General features: G+C 56.0%; 6 protein-coding genes and 1 riboswitch. Of the genes, 2 read left to right on the plus strand and 4 right to left on the minus strand.

Annotated elements, in window-relative coordinates:
• Window positions 1–144: 144 nt before the first annotated feature.
• The 3 genes from THEAE_RS0109970 to THEAE_RS0109980 all read right to left on the minus strand — a co-directional run bounded on the left by THEAE_RS0109970 (window position 145) and on the right by THEAE_RS0109980 (window position 13,284).
• Window positions 145–5,508 (minus strand): AAA family ATPase, encoded by a 5,364-nt coding sequence (locus tag THEAE_RS0109970; protein WP_028987350.1) that lies wholly within the window; start codon window positions 5,506–5,508, stop codon window positions 145–147.
• A gap of 9 nt (window positions 5,509–5,517) precedes the next feature.
• Complete coding sequence (locus tag THEAE_RS0109975; protein WP_028987351.1) at window positions 5,518–6,237, minus strand: response regulator transcription factor; 720 nt, start codon at window positions 6,235–6,237, stop codon at window positions 5,518–5,520.
• A gap of 261 nt (window positions 6,238–6,498) precedes the next feature.
• Complete coding sequence (locus THEAE_RS0109980) at window positions 6,499–13,284, minus strand: OmpL47-type beta-barrel domain-containing protein (protein ID WP_028987352.1); 6,786 nt, start codon at window positions 13,282–13,284, stop codon at window positions 6,499–6,501.
• Window positions 13,285–13,969: 685 nt separating this feature from the next.
• Window positions 13,970–14,055, plus strand: a riboswitch (cyclic di-GMP riboswitch).
• A 149-nt stretch (window positions 14,056–14,204) separates the two neighbouring features.
• Between THEAE_RS0109980 and THEAE_RS0109995 the strand changes: the two genes are divergently transcribed.
• Both THEAE_RS0109995 and THEAE_RS0110000 read left to right on the plus strand, forming a co-directional pair.
• Window positions 14,205–14,987 carry a hypothetical protein gene (locus THEAE_RS0109995; RefSeq protein WP_005583920.1) on the plus strand — a complete coding sequence of 261 codons (783 nt, stop codon included), beginning with the start codon at window positions 14,205–14,207 and terminating at the stop codon, window positions 14,985–14,987.
• On the plus strand, window positions 14,984–15,349 hold the full coding sequence (locus tag THEAE_RS0110000; RefSeq protein ID WP_028987354.1) for a copper amine oxidase N-terminal domain-containing protein: 366 nt from the start codon (window positions 14,984–14,986) through the stop codon (window positions 15,347–15,349). The genes THEAE_RS0109995 and THEAE_RS0110000 overlap by 4 nt, the downstream gene beginning before the upstream one ends.
• Before the next feature lie 290 nt (window positions 15,350–15,639).
• Here THEAE_RS0110000 and THEAE_RS0110005 read toward each other — a convergent pair whose 3' ends face one another.
• The gene (locus tag THEAE_RS0110005) at window positions 15,640–18,885 is read right to left on the minus strand and encodes a Kelch repeat-containing protein (protein ID WP_028987355.1); all 3,246 of its coding nucleotides are present in this window, start codon (window positions 18,883–18,885) and stop codon (window positions 15,640–15,642) included.
• Window positions 18,886–18,964 lie beyond the last annotated feature (79 nt).

Below are 18,964 nucleotides of genomic sequence, written 5' to 3' on the forward strand. Positions count from 1 at the left end.
GATGTCAATGCCCCATTCTCTTTTTTTAAGATTTTTTTATAAACGCGAACATCTAAAGAAATTTCATTAAGCATTGCATAAAGTAACTTTTCTCTAGATCAACTTGTTCGTTATCCCTTTCTTCTTCACCGACAATGCGGCCAATTAAAAAGATGAGTGAAGGGGCAGAGTGAAGTAGAAGGTGCTGCCCTCTCCCGGCCGGCTCATGACACCGATCGTTCCCCCGTGCCGTTCCACGATCTCCTTGCAGATGCTTAAGCCTAAGCCGTGGGATTTCATCCCGTTCCGGGGAGGAGTTCCCGCATAGAAGCGTTCGAAAATGCGGGACTTCTCCTTCTCGCCGATGCCGATGCCTGTGTCGGTCACCTTGACGAGCAGGTGCCGGTTGGCGTGGGGCATCTCCTCGGTCTGCGCCGAAATCCTGGCCGGTTGGTTCACTTCCTCCTCCACCCACTCGGCTTCCAGGGTGATGCTTCCCCCTGGGGGGGTAAATTTCACGGCATTATCGATCAGGTTCATCACCACCTGCCCGATGCGATGTTCGTCGGCCTCCACATATCCCTCCCTTTCCGGAAGGAGATACCGGAAGGCAATCCCCGCCTTCTCCACGGTGAGGGCGGCGCCGTCGCAGAGGGAGCGGAGCAGTTCCTTCGCCTCCAGCCGCCGCATGTTTAGAGGGACCTCCCTCATTTCCAGCTCGATCAGGTGAAAGAGATCGTCGATCAAACGGTTTAATCCCGTGAGCCGTTCCCGCATCCGTGCAAGATAATGAGCGGCCTCCTTCACATCCTTCACATGCCCCTCCAGGAGATAGTCCAGATAGCCCTGCACCATGGCCAAAGGGGAACGGAGATCGTGGGAGACGTTATAGAGGAGATGCTTCCGGAATCGTTCCATCTCCGTAAGGGTGAGATGGGTCTTCTCCAATTGCCCGTATGCCCGCTTCAGCTCTTCGGTCCGCATCCTCACCTCTTCCTCGATGCGGGCATAGAGGCGCGCCGTCTCGATGGAGATGGCCCCCTGCGCGCTTAATAGCGTCAGCACCTTCATCCCCTCTTCGGGAAAGGCATCGGTGATGAGATTATTCTCCAGATAGAGGAAGCCGATTCCTTTACCCCGGTGCTGGATGGGAAGGAGGAGAAGGGAGCGGCTGTCATGCTCCCGAAAGTAAGGATCGTCTGCGTAAAAGGGTTCTCTCCGGACATCGGCGGCGCGCAAGGGTTTCATGGTGTGGGGCTCTTTCAGCGAAAGGAAGCTTCCGAGAAAGGCGCGGGGGAGTTCCCCACACTCCGCTAAGGGACGCCCGGGGAGGAGGACCTGGACCGATTGGTTTTCATGTCCGGCCAGGGCGGCCACGATCCACTCCTCCCCATCTTTCAGGAGGAGGGCGCCCTTCCTCGCCGCTGCGTTTTTCAGATAGATCTCCATGAGCCGCCGGAAGAGGGATTCGGGAACCACCTCTTCCGAGATCGCCCGGGAGGCTTCCAGCAAGGCGTAAAGGTCGATCTGGGCGGAATCGTGCTTCACAGCGAAAAAATCCTGCGCCTCTTCTTCCAATTGCGATGCCTTCCTCTCCGCCCCCCACTTCCTGTAGGTGCTGATCGCCTCCCGGAGGAAATAGGAGGCCAGACGGCGGTCTCCCCTCTTCCTGTGGAAGCGGTAGGCCCGTTCCTTCGCGATCGCTTCATCCTGGATGATGCCGCTCCGTTCCGCTTCCCGAATCGCCCGGTCGTAGAGGAGAAGGGCGGGAATCTCCTTCCCCCGAAGCCGCATCCATTCCGCCTTTAGGAGGGTGGCCTTGTGGAGATAATTCTCCGGATTTTTCCTGCTCATGCGGGTCAATTTGCCCATGATCCGCCGGAGTTTCTTCCTGTAATGGCGTTTCTCTTTTCCGAGAGAGGAAGATGCTTTTTCGGCGTACAAGAGTCCCTGGTAGTAGAATATTTCAGGAATGTAGATAAAGATGAGGGATCGGCCGATCAATTTCTCCCCCTCTTCCGCTTCCCGAAGCGCTTCCTCCTGTTCACCCAGCATGTACATCATCATCAGATAGAAATAGAGATATGGGGGGTAAATGGAAGGTGACTTGGCGGGTGGGATGGCGGGTGGGGTTCCCCCCTGCCTCCCGGTGAGATAATCGATGCCGTTCAGCACAAAACGGATGTAATCCTTGCTTAAAGGAAATTGGAGCTGTTCGTCAAAGATCAGCTCTTCTTCCGCTTCCTGCCTCACCCTCTCTAAGGGGAACCCGCTCAGAAGGAGGGAGATGACCAGGAAGGAGGAGGTCGCCCCGGCGAGGGAGAAATAATCCGACTTCACGGTAAACTCTTTCGCTTTCTTCAAATACTCATAGCTTTCCCGAAAGGGATGGAGCCAATGGTTAATAAAGACCCCGTAGACGAAGTAGGTCCGGCCCAAAAGGGTATAATCTTCCCTCGATGAGGCCAGCCGGATCGCCAGGCGGCAAAACCGGTCCCCCTCCTGAAAGTCGCCGAGGCCTGCGCTGAGGAAGAGGGCATAATTATTGCAGGCTAAGACCGACATGTCGCTGTGGCCGTGAAGCATGGTGTAGCGGATCGCCTTCAGCATCAGGAGGCTCGCCAGATTCTGGTCCCGATGGAAGGCGGGGGAGTTCAGATGAATCAGAAGCTGCATGAGGAGCCGCTCCCTTTCCACCATCGGGGGGAGAGCGGGAAGATGCTCCGGCCTGCGCCAGAGTAGGACCGCTTTCGTCTTCACCCATTCCCGAACCACCGCCCATCTGCCGGGCTCGGCCGGGATCTTCAGGCCGAAAAGGGAGAGGCCGGTAATGCCCGCCTCCGCCGCTTCCCGATAATTCTCCGTATGGGTATGTAAGATGATGAGAAGGTGATAGACCCTCTGTTTTTCTTCCAGGGTGGACCCATGGGCCAGCGCCTCCTGAAAGAGGGCCTGCCCCTCCTCTTCCTCACCCAGGAGTATCGTTCCCTCCCCCAGTTCCAAGGCGAGCTCCATCGTGAGGGAGCGGTGAGGTTCTTCCCAACGATGGCCCGGGAGCAGCTCCCATCCGATCCGGAAAAACGTGACCGATTCTTCCAGGGCCGCCGCCCTCTTCGCCCGCCGTCCCGCCTCCAGGTTGAACCGGGCCAGTTCCAGGCGCTCCTCCTCCTTCACGATTCCTCTTCTTCCTGCGTTTAAATGGAGGATGGCTTCGTACCGCCGCTCCCCTTTTCCCTCCCCGGCGGTGAGGAGGAGCCTGCCGATCATTCGATGGATCTCTTCCCTCCTCTCCTCTTCCAAGAGGGAATAGACCACCTGGCGGATCCGGTCATGGAGGAACCGGTAGGTGGATTGAGTTTCTCCGCTTTCAGGAGAGTGCACGGGATGAATGATCCCCCCTTCGATCGCCTCTAAGAGGCGTTCTTCCACCTCCTTCACTCCTTCCCCCAGCGCGGAGGCAAGGAGCCCCACATCAAAACGAAAGCCGATGCAGGCCGCCGTCTTCAGCGCTTCCAAGGCGGCGGGAGAAAGGCGCTCCACCCGCCTGCCGATGAGGGTGAGAAGGTCATCCCCCACCGCGAGGGACTCCCACGCCACATGGGTCGCCCTCCATCCCCTCCCCCTTTCATCATAGGAGAGAAGCCCGTTCTGATAAAGATTCTCCAGAATCTGGATGATGTAGAGGGGGTTCCCGTCGGTCAGTTTCTTCACCCCGCGGGCGAGGGAATGAGATTCCTCCTCCTTGCAATGAAGCGTCTCGGCCACCAGTCTCCCGGTCTCCTCCAGCGTAAGCGGAGAGAGGGGGACCGGCAGGAGGGGAAGGGATTCTTTCTTCCCTACCTCGATCAGGCGGAGGAGGGGATGCTCCGGCGCAAGCTCATTCTCCCTGGCGGCCCCGAGGAGAAGGAGGGGGATTCCCTTCCCGTTCCGGAGAAGATGTTCCAGCAGATGGAGGGTGGCGGCGTCGGCCCATTGGAGGTCGTCGAGGAAGAGGACCAGGGGAGCCTCGGGCCGGGCGAGGAGGGAGAAGAGGGCTTGGAAGGCGAGATGAATCTTCTGCTGGCGCTCCTTCGGGGAGAGGTCGCTCGCCGCTTGATTGGTAAATGGCCTTTCTCCCTGATCCGCCGAAGGGCTTCCTGCCCAAGGATCTTCGCCGCGGGATCGATGCGCAAAACGGGAGGAGCCGGAGAGGGCACGAAGGCGTTCCCCCAGTTCAGGGAGATCCTCCAGGAAAACATCCAGGTAGCCCCCCAATCTGCTCTGCAAAATGCGAAGTTCCTCCACCGCCGGCTTCCTCGTCTCCCCCGCCTGCCCCCCCTCATCCATGAGCCGATCCAGCAGCCCGACGAGGGCCCGAAGGAGAGGTTCATAGGGGGAATGTCCTTTATACGGGTCAAATTTGCCCTCCAGGTAGACTCCCCTCTCCATCGCCAAGGGGGCGACGGTTTTCCAGACTAAGGAAGATTTCCCCACCCCGGCCATGCCGGTGAGGAGAAGCATCCTCACCCCTTTCTCGCCTGCTTCACGGTAGGCGGAGAGGAGGAGGTCCCTCTCCCTCTCCCTGCCATACAGTCGGCCGGGAAGGGAAAAATGGAGTCGGCGATCCTCCGCTCCTAGGGGGAAGGAAGAGATTCTTCCCTCCTCCTCCAAGAGGAGCTTCATCCGTTCCAGATCTTTATAAAGCCCCCAGGCGCTCTGATAGCGATCCTCCGGTTCTTTGGCCAAAAGCTTCAGCACCATCTCGGCTAGGGCGTGGGGAAGATGGGGCACCCGCTCCGTTGGAGGAAGGGGCGGGACGGCCAGGTGCGCATAGGCGTATCCGGGATAATCCTCCCGCTGAAACGGAGGCTCCCCCGTTAAGAGTTCATAGAAGAGAGCCCCTGCGGAGTAAAGGTCGCTCCGTTCATCGACGCTCCGCTCGATCCTCCCCGTCTCTTCCGGGGAGAGATAGGGCCAGGCGCTCTCCGGGATACGGGATTCCCGAAAGGAAGCCGCCCCTCTCGTGATGCGAGCCGCCGTCCCGAATCCCCCTACCTTCAGCTCATCCATCGGCAGGGAGACATAAAGGTTGCCGGGCCGGATTCCCCTGTGCAGGAAGCCCATCTTATGCAGGATATGCAAAGCCCTGGCCAGAGGGAGGGCGAGGGCGAAAAAGGTGGAAATGGTCAAGGGTTCCCCCTTTTTCAAGAAGAGGGAGAGGGGGAGCTTCCCCTCCTCTTCGTAGATGAAATAGGGGAGCCCTTTATGCCAAACCAGCCTTTTCGGGAGATAAAATCCCCCTTCCCGGGGCTCTGCCGGTCCGTCCGTCGGAGAGAGGCTCTCTTTGTGGGGATTGCTTTGCAGTGCCGTGCCGGTCTTTTCTTCCCGGAGGAATCCTTCGATTTCCTTCGGGGTAGGTTCCGTGAGCCAACCCCTCACCAAGACCGGCCGTTTCGTCCCCTTCTCCCGCCCCTGCCAGATCCCTTCTTTCCCCTCCCTGAGGATGAGCCGGTCCAACGTATATTCGGGCAACGCGATTGGATCGATCATGGCTCCTCCTTATTCCCGGTTCAGCTTATATCCCCAACCCCGGACGGTGAGGATAAAACGGGGGTTCTCCGGATCGGTCTCGATTTTCCTGCGAAGGTTGCTGATATGTACGTTAATCGTCCGGGTATCTCCCAAACTCTCTTTTCCCCAGAGGGCTTGGTAGAGTTCCTCCTGGCTAAAGATTTGTTCCGGGTGCCGGGCCAGGTAGACGAGAATTTGAAATTCCTTCGCCGAGAGGGGGATGGGATTGCCGTTCTTCATGACGAGATTTCGGATCAGATCAATCTCCAACTCTCCGAAGCGGAGGTAGGTCCCGTTCTCTTCCTTCTCCTGATCCTTCTCCTCGATTTTTTCCCGGAGGATGCGGTTTCGGCGGAGATGGGCCCGGATCCGCACCAGAAGTTCCGCCATGCTGAAAGGTTTGGTGACGTAATCATCCCCACCGGTGCTGAGGCCCATGATCTTATTCATTTCATCCTGGCGGGCGCTGAGGAAGATAATAGGAACGTCGGTAAATTTGCGCAAGGATTGGCAGAGTTCAATCCCGTCCACGCCCGGCATCACCACATCGAGGATGATGAGATCCGGGTTGTAGGTTTTGGCTGCGGCCACCACCTTTTCCCCTTCCGTTACGGAAAAGGTCTCATACCCGTTTTGGGTCAGGTACAACTTGATCAATTCTTGAATATCCGGATCGTCGTCCACGATCATGATCCGTTCTCTGGCCATCTCATTTTCTCCTAATCTTAACGTACTAGTGAATTTTCTATCACAATTTTATCATATGTAAGGGGTTCATTCCATTGTCAAATAGATCTTAAAATGAATTTTCATTCTTTTTATGTTTGAAAAGATGGTTGAGGTGCGTTTGGCGCTATGGGAATGATCCGCTGCGAGAAGAACGCAAAGAGAAGGCCAGCCCCTTGCGGGGCTGACCCGGATTTGATTCCTTCGGTCGTTCCGATCCGGATTTCATTTCTGAGGAAAACTTTACTTCCCGATCAGGGCTAGCGCCTTCAGGATGACGGAGGTGGCTTCGGCCCGGGTGGTGTAGGCGGCCGGATCAAAGCGGTTGCCGCTGCGTCCTTGGATGAGGCCGTTTTCGACGGCGGCTGCCACCGCCCCTTTCGCCCACGCCGGAATCCGATTGGCATCGGAGAAGGTGAGCATCGCTCCGTCATTGGCCGGAAGTCCCAATGCCCTTACGATCATGACGGCCATCTCCACGCGGGAAATCGGGTTGTTTGCCTTGAAGGTGCCGTCGCTATACCCATTGATGACTCCTTTCTCGACGGCTCCGGCCACATAGGTGCGGGACCATGTGGGGATCGACGGAAGGTCGTTGAAGGAAAGATTTCCTTCATCTCCGGCAAGTCCCAGGGCTTTGCCGATCATGACGGCAAACTCTGCCCGGGTGACCATCCCGTCGGGATGGAAGGTGTTGTTGGGATAGCCATTGACGAAGCCTTTCGCAACGCCTTCCATGATGGCCGCTTCCGCCCAGTGGCCTTTTACATCCGTGAACGATGGAACGGAAGGTTTGCCTTCGCCTTCTTTCTTCACTTCGGCGAAGACGGCAAAGTAGGTAAAGTGGTTTACTTCCAGGGTAATGCGGTTTTCCTTTGCCTCGCCTCCCAGCTTCACCCATTTCTTCTGCACTTCGTCGAAGTAATAGACCCCTACCGGGTGGTCCGCCGCTTTCGCCGTGTCGTAGGCGAACGTTAGGCGAACCGGATGGTTGAACGTTACAGCCTTGTCCGTGGTGATATCGTAGATGGGGCTTACCAGGAGCAGTTCGTCTTCCGGCGGGAGGGCGGGGAAAGTATCCACTTTTTCGACCGTGACCTCCACCGTCCTGTCGAACGTCCCCTTCGGCACCTCCACGGTGGCTTCATCGTTTAGGGATACGGTGCCGCGATCGCCGCTCACGATGGTCTGGGTGGCCTTCTGAGAGGTGTTGGTTCCGCCGCCTGCAGAGCCGCCTCCGCCGATGATGCTTCCTCCACCGCCGCCACCGCCTCCGCCGCCACCGGTACCGCCTCCGCCGCTTCCTCCGCCGCCGCTACCACCGCCGCTGTTCGGAGGTGTGGGCTGTTTCACGATGGTTAAGGTTCCGCTGATGGTGGGGAGGTTGACTCCCGATGCGACGGTGATCTCTTGGATCGTTCCCTTCGATCCTTCGATCACCACGCCGCTCATGTTCACCGCGATCTGGTTCAGGCTGCCGGTGGTGTTGATGGTGAACTTACTTGCCTGGTTCACCGTGGCGGTTCCCGTCAGGGAGGTGCTGCCGTCCAAGACGATATGGACATTCTTTTTGTTCACTTCCATATCGTTCAGGATGGAGTCGGTGAAGGTGACGGTATCGGGCGCCCCGCCGTTTACGATCACTTTCCCTTGTACGGTGACATTCCGGGCGGTGAAATCTTGGTCCACCTGTTCGTCAATCACCAGGTTGCCGGTGATGGTTACGTTTTTCAGGATGGCATTTTCGCCGGTTACCGTCAGATTCCCTTGGATGGTGACGTTTTGCAGGGTGATGTTATCTCCCGTGAGGGTGACGTTGCCGGTCACCTTGGCCGTCTTACCGTCGGTTGGCCCGTAGGTGGTCTCCCCATTATCTAAGACGACATCCCCCGTATAGTCGCTGCCGTTTAGAAGCGCCGCCTCTCCTGGGGTATCGACGCGGACGGTCGCCTGGGAAACCTCGCTTTCGTTCCCCGCTTGATCCACCGTCTTCGCTTCGATCAGGGTGGTGCCGCTTGCGGTGATGGAGATCTTGTCCGTTTCGCTATAGGGCTGCCATGCGGTCCAGTCTTTATCCCCCGTCTTGGTCCGGTAGAGGACTTTGTCCACTTCGCCCAGGGGATCGCTTCCTGCCGTGAGGGTGACTAGGACGTTTCCGGAGGACCATCCCGATGGTGCCTGTATCGCAGGCGCTGTCGGCTTCGTCCGGTCGATCTTCACCAGGATGGAGTTGGATAGATCGCCGATATTTCCTGCGTTGTCCAAGGTGCGGGCGATCACTTCATGAATACCTTCGGTGTCAAGGAGGATTCTTACTCCAGGATCGTAGTCGGTCCAGGTGCCGTCCGCGCCGATCTTGTATTGGCTCTTCGCCACACCGCTTAAGTTCGGTTGATCGACGCCATCGGTGAGGGTGAGGATCACGGCCTCTTTCGTCCAGACCCCCGGGGTGTAGGAACCACTCTCTAGAGTGGGAGACGTAGGCTTCGTCCGGTCGATCCGGACGGTGTAGGCGGCGGCAGCGCTCTCGTTGCCCACCTGATCCACCGTCTTCACGGAAACAACGGTTTCCCCTTCCCCATCGACGGGAATGGTAAATTTGCCTGTTCCGACGACCGTCTGTTCCGATCCATTCCCTACGGTATATTTCGTCCCGTAGGTCCCGCTTCCATTATCCGTTCCGGGGGTGATCTCCACCAAAACGCTTCCCGGCTGGTTGGTCCAGCCATAGACGGCGGAGGTTACAACGGCCGGTGGAGGCGCGGTCTTGTCGATCTTGACGGTGACGGGGCCTGCCTCGGCGCCGATATTTCCTGCGTTGTCCAGGGTGCGGGCGTAGATCTCAAAGCTGCCGTCCTGGTTTAACGGGATTCCATCCGTTGGATAGTCGGTCCAGGTGCCGTCTGCGCCGATCTTGTATTGGCTCTTCGCTACACCGCTTAGGCCCGGTTGATCGGTTCCGTCGGTGATGGTGACGGTCACGGCCTCTTTCGTCCAGGTTCCGGGCGCATAGCCGCCGGTGCCGATCGTCGGTTGAGACGGAGCCGTCTTGTCGATCCGGACGATGTAGGTGACAGGATCGCTTTCGTTCCCCGCTTCATCCCGGGTCACGGCGGTTACGGTGGTCTCTCCTTCGGTATTGAAATCATACCGAATCGATGGCGTTGCCTTCGGGAGAATGGAGGATTGGCTTCCCCAACCGGTTACCGTTTCCTTGATGCCGCTTAACGCATCGGTGCCATGCGTCACCGTGAGCTCTACCTGCTGATTGGCCCAGCCGGTCGGCGTGAGCGTCAGAGTGGGCGATGCCGGTTTGGTCTTATCGATGTTGATGTGCAGGGGACCTGCTTCCACACTCGAGTTGCCGGCCTTGTCCAAGGTTCTGGCGTAGAGGAGATATTGGCCTTCCTGATTGAAGAGGATGCCACCTGACGCAGGATCATAGTCGGTCCAGGCGCCTTCTGCGCCGATCTTGTATTGGCTCTTCGCCACACCGCTTAAGTTATCGGTTCCATCGGTCAGCGTGACGGTCACGTCGCCGTTCGTCCATTTGCCGTCGGGATAAGAGCCTCCGCCGTATGCGGCGTTGATCGCCGGCGCATTGGGGCGAGTCGTGTCGATCTTCACCGTATAGGAAGCGAGGCTTTCATTGCCCACCTGGTCCACGGTGCGGACACGGATGTTGGCCACGCCGTTGATGTCGGCATCTTTTCCTGCGATGGAGATGCTGCCGTCCGCGCCGCTGAAGGTGACCCAATTTCCTCCATTCACCTGATACTCCGTCCTGGCCACGCCGCTTCCGCCGTCGGTTCCGCCGGTGACATCAAGAAGGACGGGAACGGTGTTGGTCCATGCTCCATCAGATACCGTGGATGCAACGGAGGGTGCGGTAGGCGATTTGTTATCGATCTTGACGGCGACGGAAGTCTCCGTCTCGTTCCCGGCATTGTCTTTCGTCCGGGCGTAGAGGGTGAGTGAGCCTTCCGCATCGGCGGGAAGGTCGGCGGTTAGATTCCCTCCCGTATAGGGAGTCCAGGTACCGCTTGCTCCCACCTTATAAACGGTTTCCGCCACTCCGCTTAAATCATCGGGGCCCTGGGTGATGGTGAAGGAGATCGGACCCTTCTGCCATCCGGTCGGGGCATTGATGACGGGAGCGGGGGGCGCGGTCTTGTCGATCCTGATCGTAACGGGAGCGGAAGATGCGACGGTATTTCCCGCTGCGTCCGTAACCCTGGCGTATATCTCCTGCACTCCCGGGGTGGAGACGGTTACCTCTCCGGTGTACTCGGTCCAGGTGCCGTTCGCGCCGATCTTATACTCCAGCTTGGCGATGCCGCTTCGGTCGTCGGAAGCTCCCTCGAGGGTGAAGGTTACATCCCGGTTGGTCCAGCCGGTTGTGCTCGGCATCACGGTGGGCGGAACGGGAGCGGTCTTATCGATCTTCACCTGGCCGGTGGCAAGGGAGCTTTCATTCCCGGCGTTGTCCACCGTCTTGGCCTGGATGGCGGTGATCCCTTCCGTGGCTACGGAGAAAGGAGTGGTATACGGGGTCCAGGTTTTCCCGCCGTCGGTGCTGTAGAGGGTCTCCTTCACTCCGCTTTTCCCATAGCCTAGCGTGTCGGTTCCTGGGTTGAGGGTGACGGTCACATCCCCATTCGTCCAGTTTTCCGTACTCGGCTGGATGGAAGGGGGGGTCGGAGCGGTGATGTCGATCTTCATGGTGTGTTCCGACACAGGGCTTAGATTTCCTGCTTTATCCATGGTGATCGCCTTAATCGTCACCGAACCTTCAACGCCTTCCGGCAAGGTGATGTTTCCTCCGGTGGGAACATCGGTCCATTGCTCCACATAGCCATTCACCATATATTGGCTCTTTAACACTCCGCTGGACTTGGTTTCATCCGTCCCGTCACTGCCGTCGGTAATGGTGAAGGAACGCTGATTGGTCCATCCGTCGGGAGCATTGATGGTTGGAGCACCGGGAGGAGTCCGGTCGATCAGAACGACACGGTTGGCCGTTCCGCTGATGTTGCCGGCTCCGTCGATGGCTTGGGCATAGATGGTGACGCTCCCCTCGTATGGGTCAGGTACGTTGATGCCTACCGCGGGATCGGAGGGGACATAGTCGATCCATGCTCCATTTACATCGAAGCGATATTGAAGCTTGGCCACGCCGCTGTTTTTCCCGGTCGGAAGGTCTCCCTGATCGGCCAGAGTGAAGGCGACTTCGTTTGCCCAAGAGGTAGTGCTGGGAGTAATCAGCGGAAGCTTGGGAGCGGTCTTATCATACCGGGCGATGACCGGGGTGCTAGGATCCCCCACATTTCCGGCATTGTCGATCGCCCGGGCATAGACCATCGTCTCTCCTTCTTGATTGATGGAGACGGCGGTTCCGGGATAATCGACCCAGTTGGTGCCGTCGAAGCTGTACTGGTATCCTTTGATGCCGCTTCCCCCGTCATCCGTCCCCCCGGTTATGGTGAAGGCGGGGATGGTATTGCTCCAGCCGTAGGTGATGCCGGAGACGGTGGGAGGGGTCGGTTTTACCCGATCGATCTGGACTGTGATGATGACCGGTTGGCTCTCGTTCCCGGCTTTGTCCACCCCGATGGCCCAAATCGTCGTCGTGCCGGCATTGGTTACTTTGAGGGGACTTTTCGGATCATAGGGTAGAAACGATGCGCCATCCCAGCTGTACCAGCTTTTGTCATAGCCGCTTAAGCCCTGCTGATCCGTCCCGTCCGTCAGGGTAACGGTTACTTCCGGCGCATTGGTCCAATCGGAGGCGGGCGATTTGACGAACGTGGGCGCACTTGGTGCGGAGGTATCCACCTTCACCGTCGCCGTGGCGCTCTCCCCCACGTTCCCTGCCTTGTCCACCGTATGGGCTTCGATGGTGTGGAGCCCATCGGACGTTACCTGGAAGGGCGTGGAATAGGTGGTCCATGGGCCATTGTCGATCCGGTATTCCGTCTTTTCCACTCCGCTGCCGTTCTCGTATCCATCGGAAATCGTGACGGTTACCGGATCCTTCGTCCATTCCGCCGTGGACGGGGTAACCGTCGGTTTCCCGGGAGCGGTGGCATCCACGCGGATGACGTGTTCCGTCCAATTTCCCCATGCTTCCCATTGGTCCTTCACCCGCACATAGAGATAATGAGTCCCGTCGCTAAGGTCTTGTCCAAGCGTATAGGGAACGGTACTTCCGCTCGCCCAATCGCCTGTGATCTCTGTCTTCGATGAGATACTCGGGTTTATTTTCGCGTCGGACAAGACGATCTGGTACGCCCTCAATCGGTCTCCGTTCGGGTCACTTACCGTAAAGGAGATGGGAGGGCGTTTCTCCTTTTGCCACACGGTGGAATCCGGAGAAAAATTGCCGGGCGGATCGGGTGAATCATTGTAGGTGGGGCGGAGTAAATAAGGATCGGCAGAAGTTCCTGAACCGCTCGCCACTTCCAGCCCGTTCTGCAAAGTGACGGCGGGACGCACCCCATAGGAGGTGGTGCTCATCTTCTCCATCACCTTTCCGTCGGTACCTACATACCAAGCCTTCGATCCGTTTGAGGGGGTGGCGGTCCAGTAGGAGGAGGTCCCCTTAAGAACCAACGTGGAGGATAACGTCCCTTTCGGGGTATAGACCACCCCGCCCACGGTGTTGTCGTAGGCGTAGGTCGCTTCCGTCACCGTGACGATTTCATCCAGGGTGAGAAGGCTCTCTCCCGAAGGATCTACCAATGTGGTGGGGAACCCCCCCACAAAGGTATCCGCCGCGTTCTGGGCGGTGGACCAAGTATTCGCCGGAGGTATTCCCTCATAGAGAAGCCGTCTGGAACTCACGTCGAAGATCCGAAACTTCTCCCACTTTCCATCCGAGGTCTGAAGGGAAACATAATCGCCTACGGCGAGGGAGCCGAATGCCGTCCCTTGCGCCTCGGTTTTGGCCACCGATATGCCGTACATGGCGGCCAGGCTCACGGTAAGCAAGGCAACCAGCAGGCCTTTCCAAAAAATATTCAATTTCATTTTCTTCCTCCTATCCCTTCTTCCTATTGAAAAATGGATCCCATGAGAGCGATATTTCCCATGCAGAGGCTCATATCAACATCGCCACCTGCGATATAAGAATCGAACCGGGCGGATCTTCGGCAGAGTCTTCATGCTCCTCACCTCCTTTAAAGGACTCTGCCCGTTTCGCCAAAACCAAAGGCTTGTTGAAAATACGGATAGTTGGCTCGCCTTTGGTTTGTCGGAGAGAATATGAGCTTTGTAGGAAAAAGGGAGTCGTAGAAAGAAAAATGGTTTGCATTTGTACAGATATAGCATAGCACATCCATCTGAAGTATTATTCTAAATATTCCTTCTTTAGTTTAATTTTTGTTTGAAAGGTTCATCTTTTTTTTGTGAATTGAATCTTTGTTTTATGAATCGTTAAGCCTGTTAAAGGTTTATTAACCTCGGTAAGAAATCGATTGAACTGAGAATATAACGGTAAGATGCGGGCAAGCCTTCGGTAAGGTCTATCGGATCGATGAGAAATGAAGATGATCTATTTCCTCCTCGATGCATTAAATGATATAGCGGTGATTCCTATAGGCAGGCTCTCGCGCGAAAGAGAGCCTTTTTTGTCCCTTTGCGACATTTTTTTGAAAGAACCCAAAGATACCCTATGATATTCCATCGACCTAACGTATAATGAAGTAAAGCGATGATTCGACAAAGGCAAAATCATCGAAAGATGATGACGCAAAGCTACAGGGGCTAAGGTCTTGACGACGATGCCAGCCAGTTGCCGGTATAAGAGGGATGAAAACCTATCCGGCAGGATAGGTTTTTTCATCCATAACTCCCCTCAATGCATCAAGGGCAACCTGGAACCGATCGCCTGATTTCCGCTTAGAATCGTCGATTTTCGCCTTTTACATTTCGTTAAGGAGGGATTGTGAATGAGTAAAAAAGTGATGTCGGTGTTGTCGCTGTTTGTCGCGCTCTCTCTCATCCTCGCAAGTTCGATCTTTGCGGCTCCGTATGGGACAAGCACTCCGGCCAAAGGGGCGTTCTCCCTGGCGAACCCAATGGATGATGGGAAAAATAAGGGGGACGAAAGCGCATACCAGTCGAACACCGAAGAGGGAGATCAAGGAGAAATCGATCAAGAAGATCAGCCGGATCAAGAAAATGCCAACCAAGAGTTAAACCAATCGGATGATGGCAACTCCAATGATACGAATGGAACGGATAAGGAAAAAAAGAAGAAAAAAGAGAAGGAAGCGAATGAAAATGCCCGCCAGGGCCTCTTAAACGCCCTTACCCACCTGAAGGGAACTCCGGCCGAGAAAGTGATCTTAGACCTGCTCAATCTGGAAGATGTAGATTTGGAGGAATTGCTCAGCCAGCTCCAAGCATATCTTGGGGAAAATGGGCAAACGAGCGTTACGGAGGATACCTATGGAGAGAATGTTCAGACGCAAACCCGACTTCAACTTGAGGCGCTGACGAAAGAACAACTCTCTGCCTTCGCCGATGCGTTGGGAGCCAAATTGGAGCTGCAGGCACAAGTAAAAGAACAGACCAAATTGAAGAAACAGCTGCGGGAAATTTATGAGAAGATGGGCGAATCGAAGAAAGCGCGTGATGTCCAATTATCCGTCGTTCAAGAGGTGTATCAAAATCTGGACGAGTATGAAAAACTGGGAGAACTATACGAAAAATACAGAATAAAGGCGTGAAGGCCTTCGTCAACGGGGTACAACCCGCGTTCGAGGTTCCCCCCATCATTAAAGATGGCCGGACCCTCGTTCCGTTCCGCGCCATCGCTGAAGCCCTGGGCGCAGACGTGAAGTGGGATGCGGAGACGAGGACGGTCACGGTAAGTAAAGGGGATAAAACGGTTCAGCTTCCCATCGGAAGCAATGTGGCGCTCGTGAATGGACAAGAGATCTCTCTCGATGTGCCAGCGAGCATTATACAGGGACGAACCCTTGTCCCCGCCCGCTTCCTGGCCAATGCATTAGGCGCGAAGGTGGACTGGGTGCCGGTCGGCCAAATCGTGGTGATTAACGCATCACCCGACACCACCACGACCAAATAAGTCGGCAGCGTAAGATGAAAAGACTCTATCGCCAAAAAGCAGGTTCCCATGAGGGAGCTTGCTTTTTCTTTGCCCAACGGCCCAGGCTGCCCGTTCATTACCTGCATATGAAATGAGATTACGGAATCCGGTCATTCTCATCCAAACCAGTTCCTCAAATCCATCCCAACTCATACGCTTCCTTTCAGGTTTCATCGATCATGGGCAGGCCTTATTCGATTCATCGATCGCCTCCTTAAAAAAAAGAAGCCTTTCGGCTTCTTTCCATGAGGATGAGAGCAAGATTGCGCTTATTGTTTTTCTCCTAGATTCAATGCCCGGAGCAGGAAGACGACGGTCTCGGCACGGGTGGTTTTTCCGTTCGGGGCGAGCAGCCTATCGCCTCTCCCGTTCATGAGTCCGTTGGACCAGGTGGTGAAGAGGTAATCCTTCGCCCATCCCGGTATTTCCGCATGATCGGAGAATCTTGTGAGATCGCCTTCCGTGCCGGGAACAAGCTTCAGCGCACGAACGAGGATGGCCGCCATCTCACTGCGGGTGATGCTTCGATCCGGTCGGAAGGTGAGATCGGGATACCCTTCGATCCAGCCCGCCCCATAGGCACGGGTCAGAGCATCCTTTGTCCACTCGGGAATCTGATTCAGGTCCGTAAAGGGAAGTTCCTTCGATCCCTCCGGCAGGCAGAAGGCATTGGCCAACATGAGGACGAATTCCGCCCGGGTGATGGAGCGGTCCGGTTGGAATGTCCCGTCGGTATAGCCGGTAACGATTCCCTCCGCCGCCCCTTGGTTGATCTCTTTTTCAGCCCAATGTCCGGAGATATCGGTAAACTGGGGCGGCTTTTCCGGCTTCGTCCGGCAGCAGGCGCCCTGAGAGAGAATCTCGTCGGAATATGCAGGGCTCACATTTCCCGCACCATCCCGGAACCGGACATACACCTTTTTCAATCCCGGACCGGGAGGTAAGGTGTAGGCCTTGGTGTGGGAATAAGGCTCCCACTCGGTCCAATGCTCCCCATCATTGGAGAAACGCATCTCCTTCACCCCGGTTCCCCAGTCGGTCGCCGTCAGGGTCAGGGTGACCCGGCAGGTGGAGGTGCTTTCCTCTCCCCCATTGATGAGGATGCTGCCCGTTGGGGGCGTGATATCCCGGTTTCCGGAACTACCCGATCCCGGATTCGGGGCGGGGGGAGCCTCACGCTTGATGATGGTAAAGCTCTTTTCCGCGTTGAATTCCGTTCCGGGGATCCGTGCGGTCATTGTAACGGTGCCTTGACTCCCTGGGATGTTCTCCGGAGCCGTGTAGGTGAGGGTGTAATTCCCTGCGGCATCGGTGTAGACATCCTTCACCACCGCAGGTGGACTCCCGAATCCACCGCCTCCGTACACTTCCAAGGTGACGGGGATATGGGCAAGTCCCAGGCCGTCCTTCCCGTAGACCTGGCCGGTTATGGTGGTCGATTCACCGGTTTCTAAGGTATCTTTCGCCGCGGAAAGGGTTAATCCGGCCAGCTTCAGCCAATTGGAACGATGGAGAAGCCATGTGTCTTGGTAAACCACCCACTCTTCCTGCGGATTCCATCCCTCTCCTCCAAAGAGAAGAAAACTTTGGTTTGCCGGTGAGTAGGCCATGCCGGCTCCTACCCGGGGAGAAGGATTTGGGCTTGTGAAGGCGGGAATGATGGTCGGAACGCTGCCGTCTCCGGGATATAGACTTGTCCATTCCCTCTTCTCCGGGTCCCACATCCATAGATCGTTTAATACCTGTTCATTCTCACCAAATCCTCCAAAGAGGAAAGTCTTTCCCGTAAAGGGATCGTAGGCGAGGGTCGCCCCATAACGCGCGGATGGGGTTTTTTCTGGAGTGGTCTCCACTTTTGTCCACTTATCCCCATCGAAGAGCCAGGTCTCGTTGGAGGTTAAACCAGCTTTCGTAAATCCCCCGAAGAGGAGGATCTTCTTCCCGTCAAAAGCGAGGGAGGCGCCATATCTAGGGGAAGGGTCCCCTTCCCGTGGATCGACCCGGTTCCATGCTTCACCGTTCCAGACCCAAGTGTCTCCCAGGGTATCAATCTCTCCATTGCCTCCAAACATGACCACCTGCCCTGTTAGGGGATTATAAGCCATCGCCGCACTGTAGCGGCCAGGAGGGGTAGCACCCGGTTGAGTGTCTATCTTTCGCCAATCTTCCCCATCCCAAATCCAGGTATCGTCGTAATAATGTTCGATATCTTCAACGCTATCGTAATTGTACCCACCGAACAAAAGGACGTCCCTTCCGTTGAAGGCCATAGCGGCTGAATGGCGTGGAGATGGGGAAGTGGAAGGTCTCTTCTTAATCCATTCTACTCCATTCCATGCCCAGGTATCCCCCATTGTTTCCCAATAATCTTCGGTTCCTCCAAAGAGGAGAACCTGGCCGTTCTTTTCATCAGTGGCCATTGCTGCAGAAGATCGGGGAGAAGGGGAAGGAGGGTCGATCTCTTCCCACAAATCGGAGACACTATCGTACTTCCATAGATCGTTAAGAGAATATTTTCCGCCAAACAAAAGCAGGTTGCCGTCAGGACCCTCGGTAAAGAAGGCTTCCGCTCTTCCTGTTAGGTCTCTTACGTTCTCCGCAACAAGGGTCCAAGTCCGCTCCTTACCATCCCATGCCCATAGATCGTTGAGAAAATTGCCGTTACTGTCTTCTCCGCCAAAGAGATAGATTTTTCCGCTCTTCGGATCATACGACATGGCGGCACCGGCCCGGGGAGATGGACCATAAACCTCGCCGGTCACGTTCTGCCATCCATTTCCGTCCCACAGCCAGGTGTCCCCCAAGGGATTCTCATATGGACTATACCAATACTGTTTTGTACTAAATCCACCAAAGAGAAGCACATTCCCGTTCTCCGGATCGTAAACCATGGAAGCGACAGTCCGGGCTGGCGGGTTCTTCCCTCCGGGATCGGTTTTATTCGTCCACATCTGAGTCTCCGGATCCCAGACCCAGGTTTCGTCTAGGAATGTATCACTACGTATTCCGCCAAACAGGAGGAGTCCTCCAGACGGATCGGTGGCCACCGCTTCATCATATCGGGCAGGGGGGATCGGGGAGTATACACTTCGAGCGACCTCGGTCCACCCCTGCTCATCCATCTGCCATATGGCCGATTCGGTTTCAGGTGGGGTCCCGTACCATTTTGTCTTTCCTCCATATAACAGGATCTTCCCCGCTTTTGGGGAGTAAACCAGCCTGGCGTTGCTCAGATCACCATCCGGTTTAACATAGCCTAAATTCGTCCATTCCGTTCCGTCCCATGCATAGGTAATATCGTTACGAGCCTCTCCACCTTCATGAAACAGCGCGATAACCCTGTTCGAAATCGGATCGTAAACCAGCGATCCTTCCGATGTGGCCGGCCAGACAAAGGCCAATTCCTCCCACCAATAGGGTTTTTCCGTATCACCTCCTTGCGCTCCTGCCAGGGATGGCATCAACCCTAGGAGCATCATGATGAGGAGGAAGAGCGAAATCCCTCTCTTCCCCAACGTTTTCCGTTTCTTTCCCTCCGTGATCTTCTTCTCCTCCCCTCATTGTTTTGATCACTCTTTCATCCTGCATCCTTTG

The sequence above is a fragment of the Thermicanus aegyptius DSM 12793 genome (genome assembly GCF_000510645.1).
Lineage (GTDB): Bacteria > Bacillota > Bacilli > Thermicanales > Thermicanaceae > Thermicanus > Thermicanus aegyptius.